The following is a 21,999-nucleotide window of genomic DNA, read 5'->3' as shown; positions in this document are numbered from 1 at the left end:
TCCGAATTTACTTGGGGGTTTAGTATAATGGCAATATAGTGGTCTCCAAAACCAATGATAAGGGTTCGATTCCTTTAACCCCCGCCAATTTATAATTTTTTTCTTGAAGTTTTAACTTTTTTGTATATAATATTTATACAAATATGGCGATTGTGGTGAAGTGGCTAACACAGCGGGTTGTGGTCCCGTCATTCGCGGGTTCGAATCCCGTCAATCGCCCCATTTCACAAAAAGTGTCCAAACTTACTTAATGTAAGTTTTTTTTTTTTTTTAAAAAAAAAAAAAGTAATTAAACTCTCTTATTACAAAAGTAAAGAAAAAAGTTAGAAATACTGTTCTAACTTTTTGTTATCAAATTATGAATTCTTCTTTTGTGTGTAAAGATAAACTCCTAATGCACCTAAACCAAGAGTTGCAACGAATAAGATTACTCATCATCATGGACTAAGTCCTTCAAATGGTTTCTTTTTATCTTCAGGAGTTTTAACTTTATCAAAATCTTTTTGAAGTAATGAATTAATCACTGGTACTAAATTATCTTCTTTTGCAGATGCTTTAACTTTATCTAATATTTTTTGATCTTCTGGATTTAGATTTTCATTCTTACGGATTTTTGCAACAACATTAAAGTAACGATTATCGTCAAGTAATTGATTAATTAAATGTTCAAAACGATTTGTATGTTTTGCTTTGGCATCTTCAATTTTATTTAATAATTCTTGTGATTGAGCGTTATTCTTAATTGTTTCAATAAGTTCAAGATCTAATTCATAATTAGTAAGATCTTTATCTATATTATCACCAATTGTTTGAGCAATTTGTGCAAGATGATTATTAGTGTAGTTATTATCAATAGTTTTTAATTTAGCGACTTTTTGATTAAGTTGTGTTTTTAATTCTTCATATTTATTTGAACCATAATCTGTTGCTTCAAATTCTTTTAAAAGATTATTAAATGATTGCATTTGTTTGAAGTTATCAAGAGCTCTTGTAAATTGATCAGTATTAACCTTTTGAGTTTTTAAATCTTCGATTTTATGAGCAATTTCATCTAATTTATCGTTTGTAGAAGAAGGATTTAATTTATTTAAATCTCTTTCAACTTCACGAAGTTTATCTAAAAGATCGCTAATTTTATGATCAAGTTCAGTTAATTTTTCAGGATTAGTTAATCCGTTTGTCTTTTTCACTTCATCAATTAATTTGTTAGCTTCATCATTATTTAAACCTGAATTTTGAGCCTCTTTAATTTTATCAATGATTTGTTGCTTTTGATCGTTAAGATCTTTTGCTTTATCAATCACTTCTTGTTTTGCTTCGTTTCCGTTAGCATTACGTGATTCATCAATTAATTGTTGTTTTTCTTGATCGTTAAGATTTTCCATCTTCTTAATTTCTTCTTCATTAAGAGTATCTTTATCGGCTAAAATATTGTTTTTAGCTTTTTCAAGTTTCTCAATTAATTTTTGTACATCCTCAATAGTTAATTTGCTATAGTTTGGATTAGCAATTTTTTCTTCACTTTCACTAATTGTGTTATTTAAAGTGTTTTTATCAACTGTTGAAGCTTGGTTGTATTTATCAGTTTTCTGAACTTCTTTGGCTTCATTAACTTTGTTTTGTAATTCAGCTAATTTTTGATCTAAACGCTCTTTTCCATCTAAAGCTAAGTTTTTGGTTTTTTCAATTAGTGCAACTATTTCTTCGGCCTGTAAATTATTGTTTGTAGCTTGATTTTGGATTTTTGCTAGTTCGTCGTTAAAGCTTCCTTTTGAAGCATCTGAAGAATTGCTAAATTCTGCACTTTCTTTTCTAATGTTAGCTTTATGAATTTCTTCATTTAAAATTCCCATTTGAGTATTTTCTTTTTTAGCTTTAACTAAAACATTAGTTACACCTTCCTCATTTTGTGCATTATTAATTTCTGCAATTAATGAGTTCTTTTGTGTTTGATTTAGATTATTAAAGCTATTATTAATTAAATCAATAGCTTTCTTTTTGTAAGCATCAAGGTTTTGTTCACCATTTAAATTTTGATAATTAGTTTCAATTGATGTAGCTAGTTCTTTTACTTTTGTAGGATCTAAAACAACAGTTTTATCAAGTGCTTGAATAATTTTCTCAGCTTCTTTTAATGAATTTAGATAAGATGCTTGGTTTGTAGCGTTTTTGAATTTTGGAGTTTCACTTCGTTTTTCTCCGATTGCTTCAAGACCTTTTGCCTCATCTGCTGCACGACCATTGTGTTTATCGTGTGCGTCAATTAATTCCTTCATAGCGTCATTTAATTCTTTAGCCTTAGCAACAATTCCATTTACGCTATTAGAGTCTTGTGCAGCACCAATTTCATCTTTGAGAGCTTGTTTTTGAGCGTCATTTAAATATTTTAATTGATCAATTTCAGCTTGTGCTGTTTGTTTTTTAGCAGGTAATTGAGTATCACCATTTAAAGCGTTTTTAGCATTAGAAATTGCTGTGTTTTTAGTTTCAAGATCTTTAAGAACAGCATCTCAGTTATCATTTGATGATTTATTTGTATTATTCAATGCTTGTTCACCTTGTGAAATTGCATTATCATAATTTGTTTTTAATTCTTGTGCTGAACCTTGGTAGTTTTCACCAGATTTAACTGTCTCTTTTTCAGCAACATTAGTTGCTAATTTTGCTAATTCTTGTACTAGTTTATCAACTAAATTATTAATTGAATCAGTACTTTGAAAGTTTGTTCCTTCATTTGATGAATTAGGATTAGCAATAGTAGTTGCCTGGTTAACTTTTTCTTTTAATTTTGCTTTATCAGTAGCTGATAAACTAGAATCAGGAATTTGATCGATTTTTGTATTAATTTTTGTTTTTTCAGCAGCTAAAGCTTCATTTCCATCAAGAGCAGCTGTTGAATTTTTAATTCCATCAATTAATTCTTGAATTTCTGCATTATCAAGAGCATCTTCATTTGAAATTAAACCTTTATGTCCGTCTTGTAACGCTTTTACATAATTAGTTTTAAATGATTCCTGAGTTGCTAATGTGTAATCAGTATTAGTAATAGTTTCAGGATTTGTAAAATCTGCATTTGTTGGTTTTAATGTAGAATCAATTTTATCAATTGTATCTTTCAATTCTTTCATTTTAGTATCAATTTTAGTAATTTTAGATTCTAATGCATTTAAACCTTCAAGTGTGCTTGCTTTATCAATTTGAAGTTTGAAATCTGCTTTTTGAGCAGGATTTAAATACTGTCAAGTATTTCCGGCTAATTTTGTATTTAATTCTGCTTTTTTAGCTTTAATTGCTTCAAGATTTGCGTTAATTTCTTGAAGTTTAGCAAGCAAGTCGGCCGCTTCTTTATCTCAAGGATTTTGACTTTTATCTAAAGATAAATTGCTAATTGTATTTTTAAATTGATTATAGCTTTCATGGTCTAAACCATTATTTTTAGCTTTAACAAGCTCTGTTGTTAGTTTTAATTTATCATCACGAATAATCGCTTGATCAGCTTTAATTAACATCTCATTTGTTAATTCGCTATCTTTTGTAGCTGTAATTAAAGCAGCAACATCTTTTCTTTGTTTGTCATCTAAAAGTTTTACAACTTCTGGATTTTGAATTTTAGCTTTAAGATCTTGGATATTACCATCTAAATTATCTTTTAAAGTATTGAGTTTATTAATTGAGTCTTGAATGCTTGAATCTTCTACATATGTAGCAGTTTGTTTGTTAAGATATTCACTAGCTTTAGCAAGTTCTGTATCTAGTTCTGCTTTGTTTGAAGATTTTTCATATGAAACATCATGAGCATCTTTTAATTTATTAATACTATTAACAGCATTTTCTAAATCTAACATTAAACTATCTTGTGTAACTGCTTTTTGATAAATAACTTTTTGTGCTTCAAGCCCTTCTGATTCTTTGGATCTTATTTGCTCTTTTCAGTATTCTTTTTGTTTATCTGTTAAGTGTGTTAGATTGTCTATCTTTGAATAATCAAAACCTTGTGAATTATTTAATTTCTTAGCTTCATCAACAAGATTTTTTAAATCTGTAATGTCGTTATTCCCAAGTTCCTTGTATTTATCTACCTTGTTTTTAAATTCTTGTTTTTGATCTTCTGTTAAGTTATTGAGATTATCAATAATTTTTTTAGCATTATCCGAAGCTTTATCATAAGCCTCTTTAACATACTGCTTCATTTTAGCAGTATCAATTTGCGATTCTTTATCAATTCTAGAAATTAAATTAGATTTTTCATCATTTGGAAGAAGTTCTTCTGGATAACTATTAATTTCCTTTTTAAGAGCATCTTTAAGCCCATTTAAATTAGCAATTGCATCATAAACTTTATCAATCATACCTTGATATGAAGGTTTGATTTGAGTTCATTGCTCAGGTGTTAAAGTTTGTATTTTAGAAAATCTTTCAATTTTGTATTCAATTTGATCGATCGCTTTATTTAATTCATCTTTCTTAGTTTGTTCACTACTATTATAAACTTCTGTTTTTTGTGCTTCTTTTCCTGCTGCAAGAGCTTTTTTCATGTTATCAAAAACTTGAAGTAAATCAATAATTTTATTTAAAGCATTTGTTACTTCTTGTCTTGTATTTGCACTATTAATTTCATTTAATGTTTGGTTATAAAGGTTAGCTGGTAAAACTGATTGATAATTATTTAATTTTTCAATAGCACTATCTAAGAAACTTTGTCCATCCAATTGAATATCTTTAATTTTTTGAGTAAGTTCATTAACTTTTGCTAAATCTTTATACTCTGCATTTTGTTTATTAGTAGATTTCTCTGCTTCTTGATAAATTTGATCATAAAGATTTTTTAATGAATCTGATGCTAATTTATAATTTTTAGAATTTTTATTCTTTTTAACATCAGCTTTTAAAGCTTCAAAAGTATCAATTAATGTTTTTTGAGCATCATCTAATTGATCAGCTTTAGTTTTAATTCCATCAATTTGTGACTCATTTGTCGCTCTTTCAACTTCTTGAATTAAACTTTGTTTTTGAGCATTAGTTAAGTATTGTTTTTCATTAATATATTTTTTAGCTTGAACTTTAGCGTATTTTAATTCGTTAAAGTAATAATTAAGAGTATATGTCATCCTATCAAGAGATTCATCTCATGATTTTTCAATGTTAATATCTCAGTAATTTTCAAGGTCATTAATATATTTATAAGATAATTCTCAATTCTTACGAACATCTCATCATTGTTTAGAATAGTTAAAGTCTTCTAAACTTGTATCTCTATCACCAATGTAAAGTGATGAGAAGTTTCTTGATCAATAAGATTTTTGAGAACTTCTATTTTCATTATTTATTTGGATCTTGTCACCTTTTAAATTTGTTGAATCTGTTGAAACAATTGTACGTGACTGACCATCTTTATTTCCTGTTACTGTGAAATTTAATTTAGGAAGGTTTTTGTCATTACTTGGTGAATTTTTAGCAATGTTTTCTTTAATGTCAACTGAGTAGTTTTGATATCTTTTATCAATATCAACCATTTCTCAATCTCAGTTACCTACATAAGTGTTGTGGTCAAAAGTTGAATAACCACTCATAACATAAGCTTTATTTCCTAAGTTATCTTTTGTTAGTGATTGATTATTCATTACTAACATTTTTTTGTTTTTACGTGTTTGGAATTTAATTACAAAATAGTTTTGAACAGAAATATTATCACTAGTTCAGTTTCCTGTATCATAATCAATTCCGACAATTTCACCAACATTATAGTGAATATTGTCTTGGAATTGTCTATCAATTGCATTTCATGAACTATCTTTTTGTCATCCTGGATTACGACCTGTTTCTAAGAAAACAGCACGCATTGGAGTGTTATAACTTTTATTTCAAGTTAATGCAGCAATTTGGTTTCATGAGTGAAGAGCATCTCAAACCTGAGTTGGAATAGGTGCTTCTTGATTTTTCTTTCAAGTATTTCAATAGTTTAAATCAATATTTTCTTCACCTTTTTGGTGACCTGCTTCTCTAAATCAGTCTCAATCACTAAAATATAGGTTTCAAAAGCTTGCTTCTTTAGAAGATTTGCTATATTTACTTCAGTTTGCTTCATCATTTCAAAAACTAGTTGGTAATGATTTTTCAAGCTTACCTGGTTGTGTGATCGGCATGTTTCTTTGGCCATAAGTGTAACTAAATTCAGGTGCACCTTGACCGTCTTTTAATGGATTTCAGATCTCAACCACAAGACTATTTGGAATAATTTCCAATCCTTTAGAAACAGCAATTGCAAATCTTGGGTTTGAAGCTCATGTTGGTCCATTATGGAAAGTTGCTGATTCTCCATCTAAACCTTTCGGGAAAGTTGGGTTTTTGTTAACTGTCACCGTCCAGTTTTGAACAGCTTCATCTCATTCGTGTTCTGACTTAATTTTAGTTTCAACAAGTGGTGCGGCATCATATCTAAATGCAAAGCTAGAAGTACCACCAGTCATGTCATAGAAATAAGAATTTTTATAAACATTTTTAAATGTTTTATTCTCACCGCTAATATAATTGATTTCATTTGGTGATGTTATTGTTCTATCTTGACTATTTAAAGATGATGTTCCAGATGTTGATGTCAATGAAATAACACCGATTGAACCAATAAGTGGAACTAACGAAAGAGGTAATAAAATTCTCTTACTTTTCTTCATAAATTTTCCTTTTGTATCTTATTTATAGCTGTATTAAAAAATATAGCTTGTTTTACTCTCTAATTTTATAACAATAATTTTAATCTCCAAAGGGTAATTAATAAGACTTTTTTAACCAAAAAAGCATGATTTAAGCGACAAAAATTTTCTCCAAAAAAAAAAAAAAAAAGAAATGTTTTCTTTTAACTTCAATAAATCTGATAAATACCAAAAATAAAAAATGTCTCTATAAATAAACTAGCACAATAAAAATTAACTTTTCTTCGAATGTTAATTTTTATATTTTTAAAAAGAGTAAAATGAGTAAAAATTTACAGAAGAACAAGAAAAAAGAAATTTATAATACATTTTTTCAATTGGGTAAAAAGCATGCAATTGAACTAATGTATAAATATGGTTCAAAAACAAAAAATAATTATGTGAAAATAAATTACAAAGAATATTAAAACATTATAATTATAATATGAATAAAAAACCAAGAAAACCTGGAAACAGAAAACCAAAAAAAGCAAAAGAACAAGATATAAATTGAGACATTTTTACACGAGAAGATTTAATTGAAATTGCAAAAAGATATATAGAAATTACAGAAGATAAATTGAAAATAGAAAAAGTTGAAGAGGAATAACATATTAATATAGCTTCGTATAAAGTTGCTATTTTGTTGTCTCTTTATAGACAAACAATATCCAAACATAAAAGAAATAATTTTGCTCCTAGAATTAAATTTAGAAAACTAAAGCACCAAGAATTGATTATTGATTCAATTAAACAAAATAAATTTAAATATGGTAGACAAAAATTAAAATATTTTATCTTAAAGCATTATAAAATAGACATAAATGAAAGAATTCTAGAAAAATATAGAATGCCTTAGGTTTATTTTTTAATGTTAGAAAAAAACCACAACATGTTGTTGTGGTTATTTTTAGTCTTGATTGTTCATTAGTCTCCAAAAAAGAAATATTTTCTTTTAACTTCAATAAATCTGATAAATGCCAAAAATAAAAAGCCTCTATAAACTAGGACAATAAAAATTAACATTCCTTCGAATGTTAATTTTTTATATTTTTAAAGGAGAAAAAATGGGTAAACATTTTACAGAAGAACAAGAAAAAGAAATTTATAATACATTTTTTCAATTAGGCAAAAAGTATGCAATTGAACTTATGTATAAATATGGTGCAAAAGCAAAAGATAAATATGTGAAAGCAAGATTACGAGGAATATTAAAACATTATAATTGTAATATGAATAAAAAACCAAGAAAGCCTGGAACCGGTAGGTCAAGAAAAGTGAAAGAACAAGATATAAATTGAGACATTTTTACACGAGAAGATTTAATTGAAATTGCAAAAAGATATAGAGAAATTACAAAAGATAAATTTAAAACAGAGAAAGTTCAAGAGGCATCACATATTAATATGGCTTCGTATAAACTTGCTATTTTGTTGTATCTTTGTAGACAAACAATATCCAAACATAAAAGAAATAATTTTGCTCCTAAAAATAAATCCAGAAAAATAAAGTACCAAGACTTGATTATTGATTCATTTAAACAAAATAGATCTAAATATGGTAGACAAAAATTAAAATATTTTATCTTAAAGCACTATAAAATAGACATAAACGAAAGAACTCTAGGAAGATATATGAATGCCTTAGGTTTATTTTGCAATATAAGAAAAAGAAAAAAATTAAAAGAAGTAAAGAACACATCTGTCATAAAAGAAAACATTGTGAATAGAGATTATAACGATGTATATAACAGAAATATATATGCTACCGATGTAACATATCTCCCAGCGACAAAAGATGCGATAAACAATAATGTTTATCTTTCAGTAGTGATTAAACATAAAACTAAAGAAATAATTAGTTTTTCTCTTTCCAAATTTAATGATTCAAAATTAATTTACAAAACATTTGAAAATGTGGATTTTGAAAAAAGTTTTATACTACATTCAGATCATTGCTCAACTTATACATCTGATGATTTTTCTCATTTTATTGAAAATAAAGGTGGAATAATTTCACTTTCAAAAGTAGGAAATAGTTTAGATAATAGAGTTGTGGAATATTGATTTTCAAATTTAAAAACTGAATTAATTAGAGATTTAAATATCAAAGCTATGACTTTGAGTGAACTAGAAAAAGTAATATCTAATTATGTTAATTGATACAATAAATTTAGAATTCAATCATGTCTAAATTGAAAAACCCCATACGAATATAGTATGGGGCTATCCAATTTGATAAATTGTTAATTTTTTCTGTCCTAGTTTACTATAAAGGCTTATTTACTTTTGCATTTCTTTACGTTTAAATTTTCTCTTTTTCTTGTGTTTGATTTGTTTTGGTTTTGTTAAAACCTGAGATTCTTTGATTTTTGTAGTCTGTTTTAAGGTTTGTTCGTTAGTTTCTTTAAAATTCTTGTTTGCTAAAAACTCTTTTTTAGTTGTATAAAGTATTTCTAGATTATTCTGAGCTTGATTAATTTTGGTATTATAAAATTCATTTAGAGCCGCTAAAGTTCCGGTTTGCATTTTAGAATTTAAAATTATTTTTTCTAATTTTGTTTGTAAACTTAATTCCTTTTTTAAACGAGATAAATTAGGATCTTGCTCTGTGGCATTCGCAATTTGAGCTTCAGTTTTTTTCTTAAAACCTAAAATTCGATTTAAAAATTCTTCAATTTGCAAATCTTGACCATGAATCTGGATTTCTTTTTGAATTAATAAAGTTTCTTGATTTAAACGATTTACCAAACTTGTTGCTTTATTAATTTTAGAATTAAATTCTTTTAGTTGTGCGAGTTTATCAAGAGCTCCAATAACCCTTTGAGTTGGTAATTTCGCAAGATAAATCAATTTAGCAACATCATTTTTGTTGTATTCTGCAATTATCTTTTTAAAAAGTAAAATATCATCATAATCTAAATTATCAATAAACTGAGTTTGATTATTTTGGTAAGCAAGCAGAATAAAACCTAAATAAGCTGCTAAATAAACTAGGACAGAAAAAATTAACAATTTATTAAATTGGATAGCCCCATACTATATTCGTATGGGGTTTTTCAATTCAGACATGATTGAATTCTAAATTTATTGTATCAATGAACATAATTAGATATCACTTTTTCTAGTTCATTCAAAGTCATAGCTTTGATATTTAAATCTCTAATTAATTCAGTTTTTAAATTTGAAAATCAATATTCCACAACTCTATTATCTAAACTATTTCCTACTTTTGAAAGCGAAATTATTCCACCTTTATTTTGAATAAAACGAGAAAAATCATCAGATGTATAAGTTGAGCAATGATCTGAATGTAGTATAAAACTTTTTTCAAAATCAACATTTTCAAATGTTTTGTAAATTAATTTTGAATCATTAAATTTGGAAAGAGAAAAACTAATTATTTCTTTAGTTTTATGTTTAATTACTACTGAAAGATAAACATTATTGTTTATTGCATCTTTTGTCGCTGGAAGATATGTTACATCAGTAGCGTATATATTTCTGTTATATACATCATTATAATCTCTATTAACAATGTTTTCTTTTATGATAGATGTGTTCTTTGATTCTTTTAGTTTTTTTCTTTTTCTGACATTGCAAAATAAACCTAAGGCATTCATATATCTTCCTAGAGTTCTTTCGTTTATGTCTATTTTATAGTGCTTTAAGATAAAATATTTTAATTTTTGTCTACCATATTTAGATCTATTTTGTTTAAATGAATCAATAATCAAGTCTTGGTACTTTATTTTTCTGGATTTATTTTTAGGAGCAAAATTATTTCTTTTATGTTTGGATATTGTTTGTCTACAAAGATACAACAAAATAGCAAGTTTATACGAAGCCATATTAATATTTGATGCCTCTTGAACTTTCTCTGTTTTAAATTTATCTTTTGTAATTTCTCTATATCTTTTTGCAATTTCAATTAAATCTTCTCGTGTAAAAATGTTTCAATTTATATCTTGTTCTTTCGCTTTTCTTGACCTACCGGTTCCAGGCTTTCTTGGTTTTTTATTCATATTAAAATTATAATGTTTTAATATTCTTCGTAATCTCGCTTTCACATATTTATCTTTTGCTTTTGCACCATATTTATACATCAGTTCAATCGCATCCTTTTTACCTAATTGAAAAAATGTATTATAAATTTCTTTTTCTTGTTCTTCTGTAAAATGTTTTCCCATTTTTTCTCCTTTAAAAATATAAAAAATTAACATTCGAAGGAATGTTAATTTTTATTGTCCTAGTTTAAAATGTCCTGTTTTTTGATTATTGATAAAATCAATTTTAAATGAATCTTTAAATTTGTAATTTCGAATTGGAGCAAAATAATCTTTTAAGGGAAAATCTAACTGTGAAAGAAGTGTGTCAAGACCAATACCGGTATCTCCAAAATAAGAATTAGTGTGTAATTTTAAAGCTTGCATCGTTACTTTATCCTCAAAATTACTATTTCAACCGTAAAGTGCAACTGTTTGCTCATTAATTGGTGTATCCTCGCCAATTAATTCATGAATCGCCTCTTCTAATTTGACTTTTAATTCTTTTTGAAAAAATGTTTGACGATCAAAGTTTTTTAAATTTAAAAAAACTGTTTTATAAATAAAGTGTTGATGTTTAATTACCTTACCAATAGTAAAACAATATGGAATTTGGATGTAATTATTTTTCTTAAACTTAGGTAACTTAACAATAAAATTCGGTGTAATTCCTTCAAAATCAATAAATAAATTATGTTTAATTGGTTTATTCATTGTAAAGTTTTGCTTTCTTGTGATACTTATTACAAATTCAACGATATCCAAGACCAATTAAAATTGGAAAAGAAATTCCAACTATTAAAATAGCAAGGTTAAAACCAAGAATTATTCAAATATTATTTTCTTTATAGAATAAAGGATGTAGGAAGTTTAAGAATTTATAAATTGTTAAACCAAGAAGCTCATCTTTTTCAATCGAATTAAGATTATGAAGTTCAATTGCTTTTGCAGCTGGCAGAGCAATAAAATAAATCATTAAAGCAACTACTCAGTAAATAAACATCGGAATTGGAGCAAGTAAAACTGTTTTTCTAGTAATTGAAATTTGTTTGAAAGTTAAGAAAAATAAAACTAAGTAAAATAATGGGTTAATAAAATGAACATTAATTGTTGCAAAATATCTTCCGAAAGTTCAGTCTTTATTTTTGAATAAAGCTGGAAAAACTAATCCTCAAAAGATTACAAAAGTAATAGTGATATAAATTGCAGCAAGTGGTAAAATAATGTTTTTAAGTTTTTGATTTTTACTAAAAACAAAAATAAATAACGCAACAGCTACAAAAGCATTAGTTAAATATGTAAAAGTTAGTGAACGATGTCAAAAATTATTTTTTAAATTTGGTAAAAGTCTAAGGTGAGCTAATTTATCACTATCTAAATTATTCTCCTTAATTGATTGAAAGCTTTTTTTAACAACCATTGCATCTTCGTGTCAAGAAACAAAAAAGCTCACAAGTAAAATAATTAAAATAATAATTGCTCCAAAAAAGCACGCTTTTAAAAGTTTAGAATTTAATTTTTGTTGTAAATAAACAAAATAGTTCTGGTGCATATGTCTCCTTCTAAAAATTTAGATATGTAAGAAAGACCCTCTAAACCAAATTTAGAAGGTCTTTCTTTTTATTATTTATTAAATTGATTATAAGTTTCAATTCGTGATAAAGTTTTTTTCAACTTAATTTCAAGTTTAGAAATATCAATATTGTCTTTTTTACTTGAAAGTTGTTGTTTGATTTTATCCCGTTCTCTTTCAGCTTGTGCTAAATCGATTTGACGAACATCAGTAATATCATCAGTGATGATATTAATTTTGTTACTATCGGCGTAAACAAGACCACCACCAATAAAACACTTGATTGAACTAGGATTATTTTCTCATCCAATAATTAAGCTACCAGTTTCAACACTACTAAAAAGTGGTGTTCGACCTGATTGTAGTCCAATGTATCCTGAGGCAGTTCGAAGCGAAACAATCTCAGTAGTACCTTCATAAAAAATTCCATTAGGTGTTGTAATTGTTAATTTAATTTCTTTAGCCATTATTAGTTACTTTTTTCTGCTTCTTTTGTTGTTTGTTTTGCTTCTTGTTCTAGCTTAGCAAAACGAACTTGAACATCTTCGATGCTTCCAGCGTATCTAAAAATATCTTCTGGATATTCGTCATATTTTCCAGATAAAATTTCTTTAAAACTATTGATTGTTTCAGGTAGTGAAACGTATGAACCTGGAATTCCTGAGAATTTTTCAGCAACGTGAAATGGTTGTGAAAGGAAGTTTCTAATTCTTCTTGCACGAGCAACAATTTTCTTATCCTCTTCTGAAAGTTCACCCATTCCTAAAATTGCAATAATATCTTGAAGTTCTTTAAATCTTTGTAAAATTGCAACAACTTCTTGAGCTACGCTATAATGCTCTTGTCCAACTACTAATGGATCAAGTAATCTAGAAGCTGAGTTTAAAGGGTCGATTGCAGGATAAATTCCAAGTGAAGCAATTCCACGATCTAAAACAGTCTTAGCATCTAGGTGAGTAAAGGTTGTTGCAGGTGCAGGGTCAGTTAAGTCATCAGCTGGAACATAAACAGCTTGCACAGAAGTAATTGAACCTCTACGTGTTGAAGTAATTCTTTCTTGCAGTGCACCCATTTCAGTTGCTAATGTTGGTTGGTATCCAACAGCACTAGGCATACGACCTAAAAGAGCTGACACCTCACTTCCAGCCTGAGTAAATCTAAAAATATTATCGATAAATAAAAGCACATCTTGATTTTGTTTATCACGGAAGTATTCAGCCATTGTAAGACCTGAAAGAGCAACTCTCATTCTCGCCCCTGGTGGTTCATTCATTTGTCCGAAAACTAGTGCGGTTTTATCTAAAACACCAGCTTGTTTCATTTCATAGTAAAGATCGTTTCCTTCACGAGTTCTTTCTCCAACTCCCGCAAAAACAGAAAGACCATTATGTTGAGTTGCAATGTTATTAATTAATTCTTGAACTAAAACTGTTTTCCCAACTCCAGCTCCACCAAAAAGACCAATTTTTCCTCCTTTGGCATATGGAATTAATAAATCGATAACTTTAATTCCTGTTTCAAGAATTTCAGAAGTAGTTTTTTGTTCTTCATAACTTGGACTTGCTGCATGAATTGGTGATCTTTCAACATCTTCTGCAATTGGTAATTCATCAATTGGATTACCAAGCACATCAAACATACGACCTAAAACTGAATTTCCAACAGGGACAGAAATAGCATGTCCTGTATCAATAACGTTCATTCCTCTTTGTAGACCGTTTGTTGATACCATTGAGATTGTCCGAGCTGTATCATCACCAATATGTTGTGCAACTTCAAAAGTATAGATTTTACCATCATGTTCAACTTTTAAAGCATTTAAAAGTTTAGGTAATTTGCCTTCTTCAAAACGCACATCGACAACTGGTCCTACAATTTGAACAATTGTACCTTGATTTTTGATCATTTTTACTCCTTTCTATGTAGCATCTGCTCCAGCTACAATTTCATTAATTTCTTGTGTAATAACTCTTTGACGCTCACGGTTAAATTGTAAGTGTAAATGTCCAGATAAATCATTAGCATTATTTGTTGCATTTTCCATTGCATTTCTACGTGAAGCCATTTCAGAAATTTTAGAACTACTTCCAAGACAATAAATTAAACTTCCAATATAAAGTGGAATTGAATTTTTTAAAACTACTTCTGAATTAGGTTCAAATTCAATATCTTGTGAAATAGTTTCTTTTGTCCGTTGAATTTCGAGTGGAAAAAGTTGTTTTGAAACTGCTTCTTGGGTAATGTTATTAACAAATTTAGTATAAATAAGTTCAATTGCACTAATTTTTCCGTTAGCATACATTTCTAAAACTTTTTTAGTAATTTCATTAGCAATTGAATAACTTACTTTTTCTCCATAATTTAGGTATTTAAAAAGAATTTGTTCTTTTAGTGAACTTGAATGCAATAAACTATAACCTTTTGTTCCGATCACAATAATTTGATCTTCGGGTTGAATTTTACTTTTTAAAAGGTTAATAACATTAGTATTATAAGAACCACAAAGACCTAAATCGCTAGTAATTACAATGTAGAGCTTTGCTGTTGTATTATTGTTTTTTGGAAAAATTGAATAAAAATCTTCAGGTTGAACATGATAAATTAATTCATCGAATGTATCAATTAATAATGCTAAATAAGAATCAATACTTTCAAATTCATTTTTAATTCTTCTTAACTTTGCAGTCGAAACAAGTTGCATTGCATTAGTGATTTTTGAAGTATTTTTAACAACCGAAATTCGATTTTTTAAACTATTTAAATTTGCCATTATAGATTTTCAAAACGACTTGGTAGAGGTTTGTACATTCTACTATCATAATTTGGAACGGTTGCAATAATATCTTTAACAATATGAACTAACGCTTGTTCAATAATTTTGTAATCTTCATCTGAAATAATTCCGCTAGCTTCTATGTTTAAATATTGTTGATGACCTTCATGTTGTGCTCATGAAAGAACTGCATCACGATATTCATGCATGTATTCTGTTGGAAGTGGATTAATAATTTTTTCTTTAACTCCAATTAAAATCATTGCTTGTAAAACTTGTGAAATTGGTGAATATTGTTCTTGTTTTAAAATTTCATAAACTTTTGCACCATGTTGCAAGATGCTTTTAGTTGAATCATCTAAGTCAGAACCAAATTGAGCAAAGGCAAGCATTTCGTTATATTGAGCTAATTCTAATTTTAATGAACCAACAACTTTTTTCATCGCTTTGGTTTGGGCAGCTGATCCAACACGTGAAACACTAAACCCAATATCCACAGCTGGACGTTGTCCTGAGTTGAATAAACTTTCTTTGGTGAAAATTTGACCATCTGTAATTGAAATAACATTAGTTGGAATGTAAGCGGAAATATCACCTTGCTGAGTTTCAATGATTGGTAAAGCAGTAATTGAACCCCCACCATAATTTTGATTTAAGCGAGCTGCTCTTTCTAATAATTGTGAGTGAAGATAGAAAACATCTCCAGGATAAGCTTCACGACCAGGTGGACGACGAAGAAGAAGTGATAAGGTACGGTAGGCAACCGCATGTTTTGAAAGATCATCATAAACAATTAAAACATCTTCACCTTTTGCCATTCATTCTTCTGCAATTGTAACTCCAGTATAAGGAGCAATGTATTGTTGTGGTGCAAGTTCACTTGCTCCTGCAACAACAACAGTAGTATATTCTAAAGCTTCAACATCAGCTAATTTTTGAACAATTTGAGCAACTGTTGAATTTTTTTGTCCAATTGCAACATATACACACTTAACATTTTTACCTTTTTGATTAATAATAGTGTCAATTGCAATAGCTGTTTTTCCTGTTTGTCTATCACCGATAATTAATTCTCTTTGTCCTTTTCCAATCGGAATCATTGTATCAATTGCAATAATTCCTGTTTCAAGTGGTTGGTTAACTTCTTTTCTTGACATAACTCCACTTGCAACTTTGAAAATTTCGCTTTTAGTCGCAGAAAGAATTGAGCCTTTTCCATCAATTGGATTCCCAAGAGCATCAACAACTCTTCCAAGCAATGCATCTCCAACATTTACTGAAATAACTTCGCCAGTTCTACGAACTGTATCACCTTCAGAAACGCTATTTGCATCACCAAATAAAGCAACCCCAACAGTTTCTTCCTCTAAGTTTAAAACAAGTCCATAAACACCATTTTGAAACTCAACAATTTCCGAGTTTTTAACCTTTTCTAAACCAGAAACTACCGCAATACCATCACCAATGGAAATAACTTGACCAATTTCGCTACGATCAGCAGTGTTACCGACATTTTTAATTCTATCTTTGATAATAGCAGAAATATCATCTAAACGAATTGCCATATTCTAGTTTCCTTTCTTTTTATTATCTTTTAAAATTATTTTTTGAATTGTATCCAAATCATGTTTAATATTCATTTCTAGAATTTCTGTTCGTGATTCAATTCGAATTCCACTAATTAAAGTTGGATCTACATCATGTTTTAATTCAATTGTCCGACGTGATTCTTTTTGTAATTTCAGTTTAATTGCTTCTAATTGATCTTCTGATAAAGGAAAAGCTGAAACAACACGAACAAACCGAATTTTTAATTCCTTATTAGCTAATTTTAAGTACTCAATTAAAATTTTTCTCAAATATTGAATCATTCTTCGTTGAAAAACAATTTCAATTGTATTACGAATAATTCAATGAAAATCTTGAAAAACTAGTTTAATTGTTTCCAAACGCTCTTTTTCAGGAATTAAATCATTAGCTAGATAATCAACTAATTCAGGATGTTTTTTTAAAACTTCTAATAATTCTTCAAATTCAGGTTGAATTGCTTGAATTGCATGTTCTTCTTGAACTAAGTCAAAAATTGCAACAGAGTAAGCTGCGATATTGCGTTTAATATACATAATTAAAGCTCACTAACTTCTTTTTCTGAATTTAAGAATTGATTAATAATTTGATCTTGTGTTTCTGAAGAAATTTCACGTTTTAAAATTTTATTAGCTAATTCTGTTGCAACTTGAACAACATATTTTTTTGAATTTTCCTCAAATTCACGTTTTTGTGCATTAATGTCTACTTGAGTTTCCTCTAATAAACGTTTTGATTGAGCTTTGGCTTTTTGAGTATAAAAGTTTGAAACTTTTTCTGCCCGAAGCTTAGCTTTGACAACAATAATATCAGCTTGCTTTCTTGCTTCTATTAAATTTTGATTTGCTTGTTCTAATTTTTCCAAACTACTTTCTTTTTGTTTTAATGAATCATCAATGTTAGCTTGAATATAGTCTTGCCGAGCTTTGACCATTTGTTTCACTGGTTTATAAACTAATTTATAAAGACACAAAAAGACAATTACAAACGCAATAATAGTTGCAACCATTATTGGTCATGATGGAAAAATACTTGCGAATTTCTCGCTTAAACTTGGGCGAGCTTCTTCGGCAAGTAGAGGTTGTAAGTTTGCTGTCATTTGTTATTATCCAAGGAATTTAACAAGTAAAGCAACCACGAAAGCATAAATAGCAGCTGTTTCAGCAATTCCGGCACCAACAATAAGCATAAGACGAATTTTACTTTCCGCTTCTGGGTTTCTTCCAACAGCTTCACACGCTTTTCCAGCAGCGTATCCTTGACCAATACCTGTTCCAAGAACACCAATTGCCGCAATTCCGGCACCAATTGCAACTAAACCGAGTTGTAATGGGCTTTTAGCTGCACTTTGAGCTGCTGCTTGTGTAGCTTGTGTAGTTACCTCAGCGTTTGCTGCTGTTTCAAATAAATTTGTCATACTTTCAATCATAATAAATACCTCTTTCTAGTAAACTGTTTCGTTTTGTAATTTTGAAACTTTAGTTTTTAAAATTTGAATTCTCTTTTTCTTTTTGGTTTTGGCTCTTCTTCTTCAGATTCAACTAACCAATAAATTGTTGTTAATAATGTAAAAATATAAGCTTGTAAAGTTGAACCAAAAATATCAAAATAAAAATGTAAAGGTGGAGCAATAATAGGTGCTAAAAACACAAAACCACTTGAACCTTGTGCTCCTGGTAAAGCGTTCCCAAAACCTGCAAGCATTGAGTAAATTAGAAAAATAACAGCAGTTCCGCCAATAACATTACCGTAAATCCGGAAACTTAATGAAATTAGAGGAGAAATTTTCCCAATTAAATCAAGTGGGTTCATAAACGCTTTTAAATAGCGTCATTTACGATAAATCATACCTGTTGCAAAAATTCCGATTCAACTTGCGAAAGCTAAAGTAAATGGAACACTATATGAAGTTACAATTGGATCAAGACCAAAAATTGCAACCGCATTTCCAATTAATAAAAATGTTCCTAAGCTTAGAATATAAACTTTGGCTCTTTGTAATTTACGTTCACCTACAGTTTCGGTAAATTGATTCTCAATCATACCAATATAAGCTTCCGCAAGATATGCAGCACCTTTGGGAGCTTCATTTGGTTTTACTTGTTTAATCTTAATAAAAGCAGTTAAAGACATTGCGAAAATCAAGATTACTGTCACAACCAAAGAAAGCAGCTGTGGTTGATTTCAATCAGAGAAATGTCTAAGTATTTCGTCCATATTCTCCTTTCTTATGTTTTGATTTTCGTTGAAGAAAATCAAAAAGATTAACAACTATAATCGTGATAAAATTCAAAGAAAGACCAGTCATTAATGTAATGAAATTAATTGGTCGATTAAACTTATAAAAATCATTTATCACACTATTTGGGTGTTTTACTAAATATGCTGAATTAATCACAAAAATGCTTAAATAAAAAACAATTCCAAGGACCAAAAAAATAAAAAAGGACTTGAAAAAGTAAAAAATATAACGAAATACTTTATTTGTGGTTGTTAAAATTCAGCCTGAAGTAATTCAATTAAGTTTATAAAATAAGTAACTAATTAGTCCACCGATAGCATAACCAAAAAATAAACCATTATGTCATTTGAAAACAATTAAAAAAATAAGTGAAAAAGATGTTAAAAAAAATCAAAAACATCTTTCATAATTTTTCTGATACTTTTTTAAAAACATAGTCTCCTTTGGTTTTTGCTTATAGTTATTTTATAACTTTATAAACATAATAAAATATAAAAAAGTAATTTTTTTATAATAATTTAAATTATTATAAAAATGAAATTTAAAGACAAAAAAAGCTTAGAAAACTAAGCTTAAATTATTTTGCTAATTTGAATAATTTTTGACCAGCAATTGCTGTTTGACCTAATTCAACAATTGTTTGAAGTTTTGAATCTGGTGTTACAACAAAAACTAAATGATTATCAATTTTTTCAGCTGCAAATCTTGAAAGATCAAGTGAAATTAAAGTTTCACCTTGTTTTACACTTGCATTTAATCCAAAATGAGCTTCAAAACCAATTCCATCTAATTTGTGGCTATCTTGTCCGAGTAACATTACAACTTCAGCTCCGCAAGGTGCTGTAAAAATTAATTGATTTTTACTTGCTGGTAACATTGAAATTTTTCCGTCAAAAGGTGCAACAACATTAATTTTACCTTGATTAAGATCCATCGCAATTGCAAACCCTTTACCTACAAGTCCTTCTGAAAAAACTCCATCATTAAGTGAATTTAAAGCCACAACTTGTCCTGCAACAGGTGCTAAAACAACAAGTTCTTGAACTTCATTAGTTGATTTTGAATGTGAGTTATCAACTACTTCTGTTTGTTCTTGAGCAACATGTTCTGATTGTTCTTCTTTTAATTTTGGAGCAAAAAACTTAATTAACTTGTTAAGTTTTTCTGTTCCGATTCCAAAACATACTTGAACGTGTTTTTCACGATCAAAAATAGTTACTTTTGTAGCTCCTAATGCTTTAAGTTGTTCTTGATTAACAGCACTTAAATCTTTAACATCATATCTAAGTTCTGAAACACTATTGTTAAATGCTAAAATATTATTAACTCCACCAAAAGCTGTCACTACTTCTTTAATTTCTGCTGGTACAGCTTGGTCTGCATGGCATTGATCTAAAAGTAATTCTACTTTTTCTACTAATTTCATGAATTCTCCTTTGAAATTTACAAACTATTATAAGTTAAATAAATTTTATATTAAATTTTAACAATATAAGAGGACAAGAAGCAAAAGCAAGGTTTTTTGTGGTAAAAATTCCATATTCTTAAAAAATAAAAAAATACCGAAAGATTTTCGGTATTTTAAATGACGTTTAAGATTTAAATCACTGACTTTGAAGGTCAGATGAAAAACTTTTGACTCTTCTTCGAAACTTCGAATTATCAAGGAGTATCTTCATCATCAACAACATCGTCTTCTGGATTTAACTCATATAAACGTGAGTAGTCTCCATTACCACTTGTTGTGTCAAAAATAGAGCTAATTTCAATTGTTGAAAAGTGACCTTTTTTACGTTCAGAAATTAATTTATCGTCTTGGATCACTACTTCTGGTTTTGATTCTGTTTGGTAACTTACTTCTTGGAAGACAGGTTGTGGTTGTGGTTTTTCTTCAACATGAGGTTGTTCCACAACTACTTTTTCCACGACTGTTGGTTCTTCTTCTAAAGTGATGTTACTGACAGAAGCTTGCTCAGGAGCAAAATCTTCGTCTTGTAAAATAACTTCTTTAGTAATAACGTCGTTATCTAAAATTAAATCTGATGGGCCTTCTGTTTTAGTTGCTGTTGCGACTGAGTTAATATCAGCACCACCGGCAATAATTGAAACCTTAAAGACTTCAGCGTTGTCTTTGGTTTGAACTTTTTCTTGACCAATGATAACATCATAATCGTCATCTTCTTGGTTTTCTCCTAATAACTCATGAACTTTATTAACCGCTTTTCTAATTTCGTTAATAGTTGATTTTGAATCATATTGAATGTTAACAAGCATTCTTTTAGCTGTTTTGATGTTATTTTCATAAAGGTTTTGTTCGAACGCTTTTTCAACAGCTTTAGTTGCACGGTCGTTTCCTGTCGCTTGACCAATACCCACTACAGTAAGACCAGCTCCAGTTAAAATTTTCTTAACATCAGCATAGTCGATGTTAATTGAACCGATACGATAAAGAATATCATGAATAGAAAGAATAATGTTTTTAAGAGATACGTTTGATAATTTAAATGAATCATCAATTGGCATATCTCCATAATTATCAGCTAGTTTATCATTTGAAAGAATAATGTATGAATCAACATATTTTTTAAGTTCTTCAATACCTTCTCTTGCAACTTTTCTACGTTTTGTACCTTCATAACCAAATGGTGTTGTAACAATACCAATAGTTAAAGCACCATTTTTCTTAGCTATTTCAGCAATAACAGGAGCTGCACCAGTACCAGTTCCACCTCCAAACCCTGCTGCGATGACCACCACATCAGCGCCTTGCAATTGTTCTTCAATTTCACTTGCACTTTCTCTTGCAGCTGTTTCACCAACTCTTGGTTCGCTTCCTGCACCGAGACCACGACCTTCTTTACCTAAAGGAATTTTGTGAGAACATTCATTTGTAGCTAATGCTTGAGCGTCGGTGTTTGCGATGATAAACTCAACATTAGTAAAACGATCTTGAAGCATATACTTCACAGCGTTATTACCCCCACCTCCTACACCGATAACTTTAAGAGAGATGTTGGCAGTATTTTTGTGAACTAAATCTTCTGTTTCATTCTCTGTGTTAACAATTTTGTTATCAAAGATTTCATTCAT

Annotated in this window: 19 protein-coding genes and 2 tRNA genes; 6 read left to right on the top strand and 15 right to left on the bottom strand. The window is 28.8% G+C overall.

The window, feature by feature from the left end:
- The first annotated feature begins 13 nt into the window (after positions 1–13).
- Positions 14–87: transfer RNA gene (locus tag EXC53_RS01650), tRNA-Trp, on the top strand.
- A gap of 59 nt (positions 88–146) precedes the next feature.
- Positions 147–222: transfer RNA gene (locus tag EXC53_RS01645), tRNA-His, on the top strand.
- A gap of 134 nt (positions 223–356) precedes the next feature.
- Here the strand turns inward: EXC53_RS01645 and EXC53_RS01640 are convergent.
- The gene (locus tag EXC53_RS01640; protein WP_129724596.1) at positions 357–6,671 is read right to left on the bottom strand and encodes a GA module-containing protein; all 6,315 of its coding nucleotides are present in this window, start codon (positions 6,669–6,671) and stop codon (positions 357–359) included.
- 299 nt (positions 6,672–6,970) lie between these two features.
- On the opposite strand from EXC53_RS01640, the gene EXC53_RS04185 reads away from it, so the two are divergent.
- The 4 genes from EXC53_RS04185 to EXC53_RS01630 all read left to right on the top strand — a co-directional run bounded on the left by EXC53_RS04185 (position 6,971) and on the right by EXC53_RS01630 (position 8,938).
- Positions 6,971–7,117, top strand: coding sequence for a hypothetical protein (locus EXC53_RS04185; RefSeq protein WP_165260987.1), 147 nt, complete (start codon positions 6,971–6,973; stop codon positions 7,115–7,117).
- 17 nt (positions 7,118–7,134) lie between these two features.
- Positions 7,135–7,299, top strand: coding sequence for a hypothetical protein (locus EXC53_RS04180; protein WP_165260984.1), 165 nt, complete (start codon positions 7,135–7,137; stop codon positions 7,297–7,299).
- Between the two features lie 33 nt (positions 7,300–7,332).
- Complete coding sequence (locus EXC53_RS01635) at positions 7,333–7,548, top strand: hypothetical protein (RefSeq protein WP_119572166.1); 216 nt, start codon at positions 7,333–7,335, stop codon at positions 7,546–7,548.
- 175 nt (positions 7,549–7,723) lie between these two features.
- Positions 7,724–8,938: an IS3 family transposase gene (locus tag EXC53_RS01630; protein ID WP_129724563.1), complete on the top strand. Its 1,215-nt coding sequence runs from the start codon at positions 7,724–7,726 to the stop codon at positions 8,936–8,938.
- A gap of 33 nt (positions 8,939–8,971) precedes the next feature.
- Here the strand turns inward: EXC53_RS01630 and EXC53_RS01625 are convergent, their stop codons facing one another.
- The 14 genes from EXC53_RS01625 to ftsZ all read right to left on the bottom strand — a co-directional run bounded on the left by EXC53_RS01625 (position 8,972) and on the right by ftsZ (position 21,999).
- On the bottom strand, positions 8,972–9,703 hold the full coding sequence (locus EXC53_RS01625; protein ID WP_119572362.1) for a hypothetical protein: 732 nt from the start codon (positions 9,701–9,703) through the stop codon (positions 8,972–8,974).
- The gene (locus EXC53_RS01620) at positions 9,697–10,911 is read right to left on the bottom strand and encodes an IS3 family transposase (RefSeq protein ID WP_129724594.1); all 1,215 of its coding nucleotides are present in this window, start codon (positions 10,909–10,911) and stop codon (positions 9,697–9,699) included. The genes EXC53_RS01625 and EXC53_RS01620 overlap by 7 nt, the downstream gene beginning before the upstream one ends.
- An 18-nt stretch (positions 10,912–10,929) precedes the next feature.
- Positions 10,930–11,448 (bottom strand): hypothetical protein, encoded by a 519-nt coding sequence (locus EXC53_RS01615; RefSeq protein WP_119572034.1) that lies wholly within the window; start codon positions 11,446–11,448, stop codon positions 10,930–10,932.
- On the bottom strand, positions 11,441–12,286 hold the full coding sequence (locus EXC53_RS01610; RefSeq protein WP_119572035.1) for an MAGa3780 family membrane protein: 846 nt from the start codon (positions 12,284–12,286) through the stop codon (positions 11,441–11,443). Before EXC53_RS01610 ends, EXC53_RS01615 begins: the two co-directional genes overlap by 8 nt.
- 71 nt (positions 12,287–12,357) lie before the next feature.
- A complete protein-coding gene (atpC, locus tag EXC53_RS01605) occupies positions 12,358–12,774 on the bottom strand; it encodes an ATP synthase F1 subunit epsilon (RefSeq protein ID WP_119572036.1) in 417 nt (138 codons plus the stop codon).
- Positions 12,775–12,776: 2 nt separating this feature from the next.
- Positions 12,777–14,213, bottom strand: coding sequence for a F0F1 ATP synthase subunit beta (gene atpD, locus EXC53_RS01600; RefSeq protein WP_119572037.1), 1,437 nt, complete (start codon positions 14,211–14,213; stop codon positions 12,777–12,779).
- Between the two features lie 12 nt (positions 14,214–14,225).
- A complete protein-coding gene (gene atpG, locus EXC53_RS01595) occupies positions 14,226–15,077 on the bottom strand; it encodes an ATP synthase F1 subunit gamma (protein ID WP_119572038.1) in 852 nt (283 codons plus the stop codon).
- Entirely contained in the window at positions 15,077–16,645 is a 1,569-nt protein-coding gene (gene atpA / locus EXC53_RS01590; protein WP_119572039.1) for a F0F1 ATP synthase subunit alpha, read from the bottom strand. The genes atpG and atpA overlap by 1 nt, the downstream gene beginning before the upstream one ends.
- 3 nt (positions 16,646–16,648) lie before the next feature.
- Complete coding sequence (atpH, locus tag EXC53_RS01585; protein ID WP_119572040.1) at positions 16,649–17,203, bottom strand: ATP synthase F1 subunit delta; 555 nt, start codon at positions 17,201–17,203, stop codon at positions 16,649–16,651.
- 2 nt (positions 17,204–17,205) lie between these two features.
- The gene (gene atpF, locus EXC53_RS01580; protein ID WP_119572041.1) at positions 17,206–17,766 is read right to left on the bottom strand and encodes a F0F1 ATP synthase subunit B; all 561 of its coding nucleotides are present in this window, start codon (positions 17,764–17,766) and stop codon (positions 17,206–17,208) included.
- A gap of 6 nt (positions 17,767–17,772) precedes the next feature.
- On the bottom strand, positions 17,773–18,096 hold the full coding sequence (gene atpE / locus EXC53_RS01575; RefSeq protein ID WP_119572042.1) for an ATP synthase F0 subunit C: 324 nt from the start codon (positions 18,094–18,096) through the stop codon (positions 17,773–17,775).
- Between the two features lie 56 nt (positions 18,097–18,152).
- Positions 18,153–18,926, bottom strand: coding sequence for a F0F1 ATP synthase subunit A (locus tag EXC53_RS01570; protein ID WP_223214503.1), 774 nt, complete (start codon positions 18,924–18,926; stop codon positions 18,153–18,155).
- Positions 18,927–19,486: 560 nt separating this feature from the next.
- Positions 19,487–20,335, bottom strand: coding sequence for a PTS glucose transporter subunit IIA (locus tag EXC53_RS01565; RefSeq protein ID WP_119572045.1), 849 nt, complete (start codon positions 20,333–20,335; stop codon positions 19,487–19,489).
- Between the two features lie 233 nt (positions 20,336–20,568).
- On the bottom strand, positions 20,569–21,999 hold the full coding sequence (gene ftsZ / locus EXC53_RS01560) for a cell division protein FtsZ (protein ID WP_119572046.1): 1,431 nt from the start codon (positions 21,997–21,999) through the stop codon (positions 20,569–20,571).

The organism is Mycoplasmopsis gallopavonis (assembly GCF_900660635.1).
GTDB classification, from domain to species: Bacteria; Bacillota_I; Bacilli_A; order Mycoplasmatales; family Metamycoplasmataceae; genus Mycoplasmopsis; species Mycoplasmopsis gallopavonis.
The sequence above is the reverse complement of the archived record's forward strand: the minus strand, read 5'-3'. Positions and strand labels throughout refer to the sequence as shown.